This window comes from Streptomyces sp. NPDC018031 (assembly GCF_044327625.1).
GTDB lineage: Bacteria > Actinomycetota > Actinomycetes > Streptomycetales > Streptomycetaceae > Streptomyces.
Map to the genome: position 1 here is coordinate 380,384 of NZ_JBIRFT010000003.1, position 9,534 is coordinate 389,917.

At 76.2% G+C, this 9,534-nt stretch carries 6 protein-coding genes; all 6 read left to right on the forward strand.

What is annotated here, in order from left to right:
• The first annotated feature begins 93 nt into the window (after positions 1-93).
• Genes ACH4B3_RS11960 through ACH4B3_RS11985 form a run of 6 tightly spaced genes read left to right on the forward strand, consistent with a single transcriptional unit; the run spans position 94 to position 9,023 of the window.
• Positions 94-816, forward strand: a complete 723-nt coding sequence (locus ACH4B3_RS11960; RefSeq protein ID WP_398462761.1) for a class I SAM-dependent methyltransferase — start codon at positions 94-96, stop codon at positions 814-816.
• Entirely contained in the window at positions 813-5,207 is a 4,395-nt protein-coding gene (locus ACH4B3_RS11965) for an alpha-(1->3)-arabinofuranosyltransferase family protein (protein WP_398462662.1), read from the forward strand. The genes ACH4B3_RS11960 and ACH4B3_RS11965 overlap by 4 nt, the downstream gene beginning before the upstream one ends.
• Positions 5,204-6,685, forward strand: coding sequence for a condensation protein (locus ACH4B3_RS11970; protein WP_398462663.1), 1,482 nt, complete (start codon positions 5,204-5,206; stop codon positions 6,683-6,685). The genes ACH4B3_RS11965 and ACH4B3_RS11970 overlap by 4 nt, the downstream gene beginning before the upstream one ends.
• Entirely contained in the window at positions 6,682-7,629 is a 948-nt protein-coding gene (locus ACH4B3_RS11975) for a class I SAM-dependent methyltransferase (protein WP_398462664.1), read from the forward strand. Before ACH4B3_RS11970 ends, ACH4B3_RS11975 begins: the two co-directional genes overlap by 4 nt.
• A gap of 3 nt (positions 7,630-7,632) precedes the next feature.
• Positions 7,633-8,775, forward strand: a complete 1,143-nt coding sequence (locus ACH4B3_RS11980) for a hypothetical protein (protein ID WP_398462665.1) — start codon at positions 7,633-7,635, stop codon at positions 8,773-8,775.
• Positions 8,772-9,023, forward strand: coding sequence for a Trm112 family protein (locus ACH4B3_RS11985; protein WP_398462666.1), 252 nt, complete (start codon positions 8,772-8,774; stop codon positions 9,021-9,023). The genes ACH4B3_RS11980 and ACH4B3_RS11985 overlap by 4 nt, the downstream gene beginning before the upstream one ends.
• The last annotated feature ends 511 nt before the right edge of the window (positions 9,024-9,534 follow it).

A 9,534-nucleotide genomic window follows, 5' to 3' on the forward strand; every position in this document is an offset into this window, starting at 1 on the left:
CCGATGCGAGATGACGCGATGCCGGACACCGCACCGGCCGCCGGCCCGCCCGAGACGGCGCCGCGGCCCGCGCCACCGGACGACGACGGGACGCTGCGGGACCCCTCCCTGAAGCGCTCGGCCACGCTGTTCCGCGCCTTCATGCGCGAGCAGACCGACCCCGACCACGCCTACGGGCTGCTGGCCCGGGACGCCGCCCGGCAGGTGGAGAAGTACCTGCCGCTGCGCGACAAGGTGGTCGTCGACATCGGCGGCGGCAGCGGCCACTTCACCGAGGAGTTCCGGCGCCGCGGCGCGCACGGCTACCTCTTCGAACCCGATCCGCAGGAGCTCGGGGCGCGCGGCACCGCGCCGACCGGCGCGGTGCTCGCCGACGGCTACCTGCTGCCGCTGGCCGACGGGGTCGCGGACGTGTGCTTCTCCTCCAACGTGCTGGAGCACGTGGCGGACCCGCAGACCTTCCTCAGCGAGATGGTCCGGGTCACCCGGCCCGGCGGACTGATCTACGTCTCCTTCACCAACTGGCTCTCCCCCTGGGGCGGGCACGAGACGGCGCCCTGGCACTACCTGGGGGCGGGCCGGGCGCGGGCGCGCTACCGGCGGCGCACCGGGCGCAGTGCCAAGCACACCGTCGGCGAGAACCTCTTCCCCATCCACATCGGACCCACGCTGCGGCATGTGCGCGGACGCGACGACGTGACCGTGGTCTGCGCGCGGTCCCGGTACTGGCCGTTCCTCGCCGAGGCGGTCACCCGGATTCCGGGCCTGCGCGAATTCGCCACGTGGAACCTACTGCTGATCCTGAGGCGGTCATGACCCAGGTGCTCCCTTCCCGTCCCCCTTCCCCGCCCGCGCCGAGCGCCGTGCCGCCCGCCGCGCGACCGGAGCCCGAGCCGCCCCGGTCGCGGCGCTGGCTGTTCGGCTTCTGGGCCCTGGCGCTGGTCGCCTTCCTGGCCCCGTCGCCGGGCAAGATGACCTTCGACACCAAGCTTGCGGTGGCCCTCGACCCGTTCGGGTTCCTCGGCGACCTCACCGAGCTGTGGCACGACCGGGCCGGCTTCGGCGGGATCGCCGACCAGTACATCGGCTACGCCTTCCCGATGCTGCCGTACTACGCGCTCACCGACCTGCTGCACCTGCCGGTGTGGCTGGCCGAGCGGCTGTGGCTGTCGATCGTGGTGACGGCGGCGTTCTGGGGCGCGCTGCGACTGGCCGAGCGGCTGGGCATCGGCTCCTCCGCCACCCGCCTGCTGGCCGCCGCCGGGTACGCGCTGTGGCCGACGTTCTCCATCGTGGTGGGGTCGACCTCGGCGGCGGCGCTGCCGGGCGCGCTGCTGCCCTGGGTCCTGCTGCCGCTGACCAACCCGGCCACCAGTGCCCGGGTGGCCGCCGCCCGTTCGGCGCTGCTGATCCCGTTCATGGGCGGCGTCAACGCCGCGTCCACCCTCGCCTCACTGCTGCCGGTGGGCCTGTACCTGCTCAGCCGGCCGGCCGGGAAGCGGCGCCGGCAGCTGCTGTGCTGGTGGCTGCCGGGCGTGGTGCTGGCCACCGCCTGGTGGGTGGTGCCCCTGCTGCTGCTCGGCACGTACGGCGAGGACTTCATGCCGTACGTGGAGCAGTCCGACACCACCACCGCCACCATGTCGGCGACCGAGCTGCTGCGCGGCGCCGGCAACTGGGTGGGCTACCTCAACTTCGGTGAGGCGTGGCTGCCCGGCGGCTGGACCGCCGCCACCTACACCCTCGCCGTGCTGGGCTCGGCCGCGGCCGCCGCCCTCGGCCTGGCCGGCCTCGCCCGCCGGGACCTGCCCGAGCGCCGCTGGCTGGTGCTGACCGTGCTCGCGGTCGCGCTGGTCACCCTCGCCGGCTACGGCGGCGCGCTGGGCGCGCCGTTCCACGGCACCGTGCAGGAGTGGCTCGACGGCTGGCTGAAGCCGTTCCGGAACATCTACAAGTTCCAGCCCGGACTGGCGCTGGCGCTCGCCTTCGGCGTCGCGCACGTCACCGCGCAGGCCGCCCGCCGGCTGCCGCTGCCCGCCCCCGGCCGCCGGGCGCTGCCCGCGGTGGCCGCGCTGCTGGTGCTGCCGGGGCTGGCGCTGCCGTACCTCAACGGCACCGTGCTGCAGCCGGGCGCCTTCAGCAAGCTGCCCTCGCACTGGGACAAGGCCGCCGACTGGCTGGAGAAGAACTCCCGGGACAGCCGCGCCCTGGTGGTCCCGGCCACCGCGCACGGGATGTACACCTGGGGCTCCCCCATCGACCAGCCGCTGGACGTGCTGGCGGAGTCCCGCTGGGCGCAGCGCGACTTCGTGCCGTTCGGCACCGCCGGGTCCCGCCGCGCGATGGACGCCGTGGAGCAGGCCCTGCTGACCGGTTCCGAGGTGCCCGGGCTGCGGGACTTCCTGGGCCGGGCCGGCCTGCACGACGTGGTGGTCCGCAACGACCTCGACCCCGACCAGCTGGGCTACGTGCCGCCGCAGACCGTCAAGCGGACCCTGGAGGCGTCCGGCTACCGCAAGGTGACCGGCTTCGGCCCGATGCTGACCGGCGGCCGGATCCCCGACGACACACCGCTCCAGGTGCAGGGGCTGTACCCGCGCCAGCAGGCGGTGGAGATCTACCAGCCGGTGGACACCGAGCGGCCCGGCAAGGTCGGGGCGCGGGCGGTGGACGCCACCGCGCAGGTCAGCGGCGGCCCCGAGGCGCTGCTCCAGCTGTCCGCCGACCCGGCGATGCGCAACCGTCCGGCGGTACTCACCGGCGACGCGCACCCGGGCCTGACCCGGCCGCCGCTGCTGGTGGTCGCCGACGGGCTGCGCCGTACCGACACCCGGTTCGGCCTGGTCAACGCGAACACCTCGTACACCTACACCGCCGACGAGCGGAACCACTCGGGCAGTCTGCAGAACCCCGGTGAGAAGCCGAAGCAGATCCTTCCGGCCACGGGCGTCAAGCACCAGACGACGGCGGTGCTGCGGGGCGCCTCGCAGGTCACCGCGTCCAGCAGCGGCAGCTGGCTGTTCCACTTGCCGCAGTACGACCCGGTGAACGCCTTCGACGGCAACCCGGACACCGCCTGGGCGGAGGGCAGCGCCGGCGCCCCGGTCGGGCAGTGGCTGCGGGTCGGCTTCGACAAGACCATCACCCTGCCGGAGTCCATCCAGCTGACGCCGCTGCCCGGGGACGGGCTGCGGGCGGCGCCCACCTCGGTGCGCGTGGAGACCGACCGGACCAGCGTGGAGAGCCCGTTGCAGGCCAACGGCTCCCCGCAGTCGGTGCGGGCCCCGGCCGGACCCGCCAAGTGGCTGAAGATCACCATCACCGGTTCGCAGGAGCCGCGTCCGGGGCTGTCCGGCGCCGGATTCTCCGAGGTGTCGATCCCCGGGGTGCAGGTCACCCGGCTGCTGGCGCTGCCCACCGACGCGGAGAGCGTCGACGCCCCGGCGTCGTTGTACTCGCTGCACCGGGGCAGCGACCCGGGCGGGCTGTCGCCCTCCTCCGCCGAGGTGGGGCTGCACCGGCAGTTCCGCACCGGAGCCGAGGGGGACTACGCGGTCTCGGCGCAGGCGCTGCCGGTGCCCGGCAAGGAACTGGACGAGCTGCTGGACAAGGTGGCGCCCGGTCAGCGGGCCCGCATCTCGGTCAGCGCGGACTCCACCAGCCGGGCCGGGACCGCGCTGAGCGCCCGCAACCTGGTCGACGGCGACCTGACCACCGCGTGGATCGCCGGCGACCGGCCGGTGCTCCACCTGAGCTGGCCGAAGAAGACCACCGTCGACGAGATCGTGTTCGCCGCGGCGGGCGGTATCTCCACCCGGCCCGAGCAGGTGATCATCAGCTCGCCGGACGGGGCCGCCACGGCCGGGGTCGACCACAACGGCCAGGCCAGGTTCGAGCCGATCACCACCAACCGGCTGGACATCACCATCAGCAAGACCGTGCCGCTGGCGATGCACAACCCGGTCGCCGACCAGGAGCTCCAGCTGCCGGTGGGCCTGAGCGAGGTGTACGTCCCCGCGCTCGACGCGCTGCGCAGCAAGCCGGCCGACCCCAAGGCCCGCTTCTCGCTGGCCTGCGGCGAGGGCCCGCCGCTGGCGGTGGACGGCACCCTGCACGCCACCAAGGCGTCCGGGCGGGTGCGTGACCTGACCGAGCGCCGGCCGGTGGACGTGGAGCTGTGCGCGGGCGACGCGAAGGACGGGGTGCTCGCCCTGGGTGCCGGCCGGCACCGGGTCGAGGCCGGGGACGCGGGTCCGCTGGCGCTGACCGACGTCACCCTGAGCCGGGGCACCGCCGCGGCCCCGGCGGCCGCGGACCGCACGGTCGAGGCCACCGACTGGTCCGGCGACGACCGCAGCGTGCGGGTCGGCTCCGGCAAGGCCGTCTACCTGCAGACCTACGAGAACCACAACGAGGGCTGGCAGGCCACGCTGGACGGCCGGAAGCTCACCCCGGTGCGGATCGACGGCTGGCAGCAGGGCTTCCTGGTGCCGGCCGGCGCGAGCGGCACGGTGCGGCTCAGCTACGAGCCGGCCACCACCTACCACGCCGGGCTCATCGGCGGCGTGCTGGGCGTGGGGCTGCTGCTGGGCCTGGCCCTGTTCCGCCGCACCGCGGGCGCCCCGGAGGAGCCGGACGAGCGGCAGGCCGCCGCCCCGCCGGCGCCGGGCTGGGTGATCGGCACGGCCGCGCTCACCGTGGTCCTGGTGGCGGTCGCCGGGCCGCTGGCGCTGGTGGTGCCGGTGCTGGCCGCGGTCGCCTGGTGGCGGCCGGCGCTGATGGCCCCGGTCGCGCTGACCGCGATGGCGGCGGCGGGTGTCGTGGCCGCGGTCGGCGCGGGCGAGCCGGTCTCCGCGGACGAGGGCGCGTTCAGCGGCTGGGCGCAGGCCCTGGCCGTGATCGCGCTGGCCGCGGCGGTCGTCACGGTTCCGGTGCGCACGCCGGGCCGGCACGCGGTCCCGGTGCACGGCGCGGAGCCGGAGGCGGGCGGACCGGGTGCGGCCGGGTACGGTGCGGCACCCGGCGGGGCCCCGGCTCCCGGGGACGGTACGCCGGCCGGACCGGCTCCCGAGGCCGGTCCCGGGCGTACCATCCCGACGGGGCCGGTCGCAGACGGCTCGGCACCGGCCCTGCCGCGGCGCGAGCCCGGCGGCGACGTGCCGCCCGGCCCCGCCCCGGACGGCACCGAGGAGGGCACCGGCCGATGACCACGCTCCACGACCCCCGCCTGGGCGGTCCGGCCCCGGCCACCGGGGCCGGGCGGCTGCCGCGGGTGCCGTTCCCGACCATCGACGAGGTGTCCCGGCACTGCGTCCAGGACGAGGAGCCGGAGACCGTCCACATCGAGGTCCACCTGCCCGGCCGGCCGGACCCCGACCGGCTGCGGGCCGCCTTCCACGAGGCGCTGCGGAAGCATCCGCGGATCCTGATGCGGCAGGCGCCCGGGGCCTGGTGGCGGCGCCGGTACGAGTGGGAGCTCACCGACGGGCCGGACGTCGACCCGGTGAGCTTCCCGCCGCCCGCCGCCGACGCGCTGGACCGGGCGCGGGAGCGGTCCATGGCCCAGTGCCCGCCGCTGGACGCCGCCCCGCCGATCCGGCTGGAGCAGGTGGTCACCCCCGGGGAGCCCGGGTGCGTGCTGGTGCTGACGATCAATCACACCGCGCTGGACGGCCCGTCCTGCCTGCGGATCCTGGCCACCGCCGCGACGCTGTACGGCGGCGCGGAGAACCCGCCGGCCCCGCCGCCGTCCCGCGCGGCGGCGGGGGCGCCGGCCGCGCCCGCCGAGCGGGCCGGCCGGACCGCGGCCGACGTCGCGAGGTCCCTCACCCGGTCCGCCCGGATAGCCGCGGACACCCGGGCCCCGGGCCGGACCGGCAACGGGATGCTGCTGCTGGACCTGCCGGTGCCGGCCCGGTGGCCGGCCCCGGCCGACGGGTCGGTGCGGCCGACCGTCAACGACCAGCTGATGGTGGCGGTGTGCCTGACCGCCGCCCGCTGGAACCGGCTGCACGGCCGGCCGGCCGCCCCGGTGCGGGTGACCATGCCGATCGACGACCGGCCGCGCGCCGCGGAGATGCCCATCGGCAACGGCACCCGGCTGGTGGACGTGGACTTCGCGGCGCTCCGGGAGGCGGATCCGCGGCTGCTGGCCGCCGAGCACCCGGACCCGGCGGCGGTGGCCCGGCTGGTCCACCGGACCGCCGCGGTCACCCGGGCGCTGAAGGCGACCCCGGCCGCGCCCATGCGGACGGCGGGGACCCTGCTGACCGCGCCGGTGCTGCCGGTGGGGCTGCGGGCGGCGCTGACCCGTACGGCCCGGCGGGTGGCCGGGCCGTGGACCTCCACGGTCCTGCTGAGCAACATCGGCCGGGTCGCGTTCCCGCTCGACTTCGGGGACGCGGGCCGGGCCCGGGCGGTCTGGTTCTCCGCGCCTGCCCGGATGCCGCGCGGGCTCGCCGTCACCTGTGCGTCCACCGCCGGCCGGCTCCATCTGACGCTGCGCTGGTCGCGGGCGCTGCTGGACGACGCGGGGGGTGCCGCGCTGGCCGGGCTCCTCACCCGTTCGCTCGCCCTCGCCTCGCCCGGGAACGGCCCGGCGACCGCCGGGGGTGAGCGCCCCGGACCACCGCCGGAGACCGGCGGGACAGCGGACCCCGTACCACGTAAGGGTGGAGGAACATGACCACCGGATCCCCGACGGCCGAACGCGGCACGCCCGCCACCACTCCCCTGACCGGCCCCGCCGCCGGGCCGGCCGCCGCCCCCGAGGGGGCGGCGGCCCCGGCGGTCCGGGCTTTCCCCGACACGACCGCCCCGACCGCCGCGCCCCCCGCCGCGACCGCCGCGCCGCCGGCCGGGGCGCCCGGGCGGGACCGGGAGGACGAGCAGGCGGCCGGGCGCGGCACGCCCGCCACCGGGCTGCGGGACTTCTACGAGGACCCGGCCGTGCCCGTCGCCTCCGGGGCCGAACGCAGCCGCCGCCAGGCGCGGATGCTGGCCCGCGCCCTCGGGCCGGTGGGGGCCGGGGGCCCGGCCACCGTGCTCGACATCGGCTGCGGGGACGGTTCCGCGGCCGCCGTGGCGATCCCGTACCTGCGCGGGCACCGGGTGATCGGGGTGGACTGGTCGCAGGACGCGCTGCGCCGCGCGGCCCCCCGGCTCCCGGCCGTGGTACGCGGCGAACTCTCCGACGGCGGCCTGCCGTTCGCCTCCGGCAGTGCCGACGCGGTGGTGTTCAGCGAGGTGATCGAGCATCTGGTGGACCCGGACGCGGCGCTGGACGAGCTGCGCCGGGTGCTCCGGCCGGGTGGCCATCTGCTGCTGTCCACCCCGAACCTGGCGGCCTGGTACAACCGGGGCCTGCTGCTGGCCGGGGTGCAGCCGGTGTTCTCCGAGGTGAGCCTGCGCGGCGTGCACGGCCGTCCGGGCAGCCAGGTGGTGGGGCACCTGCGGCTGTACACCGCCCGGGCGCTGCGCGGCTTCCTCACCGCGTCCGGGTTCGAGGTGGTGAGCTGTGCGGGCGCGCCGTTCCACGGGGTGCCGCGGCCGCTGCGCGCACTGGACCGGGCCGCCTGCCGGCTGCCGTCGCTGGCGTCCATCCTGCTGGTGCACGCGAGGCGGGTGTAGGCCGTGCTGTGGGGTGTGGCGGCGGCACTGCTGGCGAACGTCCTCTACAGCACCGGTTTCGTGCTGGAGAAGCGCGCGCTGGCCGGCATGCCCCCGCTGAGCGCCACCAGCCCGGCGCGGCTGCTGCGGCACGTGCTGGGCAGCCCGCTGTGGCTGGGCGGCGCGATCGCCCTGGCCCTGGGGTTCGGCGCCCAGCTGCTCGTCTACCGGAAGCTGCCGATCGCGGCCGCCCAGGGGCTGTTCGTGTCCGGCCTGGTGCTGCTGGTGGTGCTCTCCTCGGTGGTGCTCGGGGAGCGTCCCAGCGGCCGCGAGCGGCGCAGCGTGGTGATCATCCTGGGTGCCCTGGTGATGGTCGTCGCCTCGCTGCACGGCGGCACGGAGGACATCAGCCGCTCGGCGCCGGCCGGGGTGCTGCTGCTGGTGTGCCTGCCGTCGCTGGCCGCCGCGCTGTGGCTGTACGGCGCCGCGGAGCGGCGGGCCCGGCGGCGGCACCGGCTGCCGACCACCGGGGTGGCGTACGGCGTGGCCGTCGGCCTGCTGTACGGGGTGAGTTCGCTGGCGATCAAGGGCGTGTCGGGGCTGTCGGCGGGCGGCGGCCTCGGCGGGCTGCTGACCGACCTGATGCTCTCCCCGTACCCGTATCTGCTGGTGTTCACCGGCGCCACCGGTCTGGTGCTGTCGCAGACCGCGCTGCAGCGCTGCCGGGCCTCGCTGATCGTGCCCGTGTGCACCACGGTCACCTGTGTGTTCACCGTCGCGTGCGGGACGGTGGTGTTCGGCGAGCCGCTGCCGCACGAGCCGCTGCGGCTCGCCCTCCGGCTGGGTGGCACCGCGCTGGCGGTGGGGGTGCTGCTGGCCCTGCCCCGCCACGACGACGCCCCGGAGGCCGGGGAGACGGCCATGGAGGCGCCGGAGGAGCCCGGCGCCGGCGCCCGGCCGCCGGCCGGTGGGCCCGGTGCCCGGCCGCCGGCCGGGCCGGGGCTGCCGGTGGGCGCCGGGCCGCTGCCGGCCCGCCCGTTACCGCCCCGGCCGCGGCCCCCGCTGGAACCGCAGCCGCTGTCCTCCGCGCACACGCTCACCGCGGCCCCGTGGCCCGAGCGCGGAGTTCCCCGAAGCCCGAAGGATCCCGAAGGACGTACGCCATGAAGCCCGATGACCCGCTGCTGAAGATCCTGGCCTGCCCGCTCGACAAGGGGCCGCTGGCCCTGCTGGCTCCGGGCGACGCGCTGTACAACCCGCGGCTGCGGCTGCGCTACCCGGTGCTGGACGGCATCCCGCAACTGCTGCCGTCCTCCGGCGAGAAGGTCGGCCGGGAGGAGCACGAACGGCTGCTGACCACGGTGTCCACCGGGGCGAGCGGCGACGCCCCGGTGCGCGGTGAACATCTGGGGTGAGCCCGCCCGGCTCGTGGACGGCCCCGTTCCCGGTCACCGACCGGGGGCGGGGCCGTCGCCGTGCCCGCCGTCCGGCGCGCCCGCGGCGTGGTGGACGGTCCGGGTGCCGGGTCCCGGCCGGGCCGGGGCGGCGCCGCCGGGGCCCTTCGGCGGCGGTAGGGTTGGGAGCGCTCCCTGCCCGTGGACCTCGGCACGACGGCCGGCCCGGACGCGGAACCATCCACTCCTCGGACACCGAGATGCCTCGAAGTGCATGACCGAGCGCAACCTTTGGGTGACGATGAGGTGAACGGAGTGCAAGCTCGGACCCCCCAAAGAGGGCAGCCGCCGACAAACAGCGCAATCTGATTCGCCGGACGAGCTTATCTATTTCACCATTGAAGCAGTATGCCCCTTTTTCGCTGCACCATTGACGCAGTTGTGTTCAGGGTGTGCAATCTCGCCAGCTTGCTCTGCGAAAGACACCGCTCCACACCGGCGGCGCCGACCCGGATTAACCCCGGCGCGACCG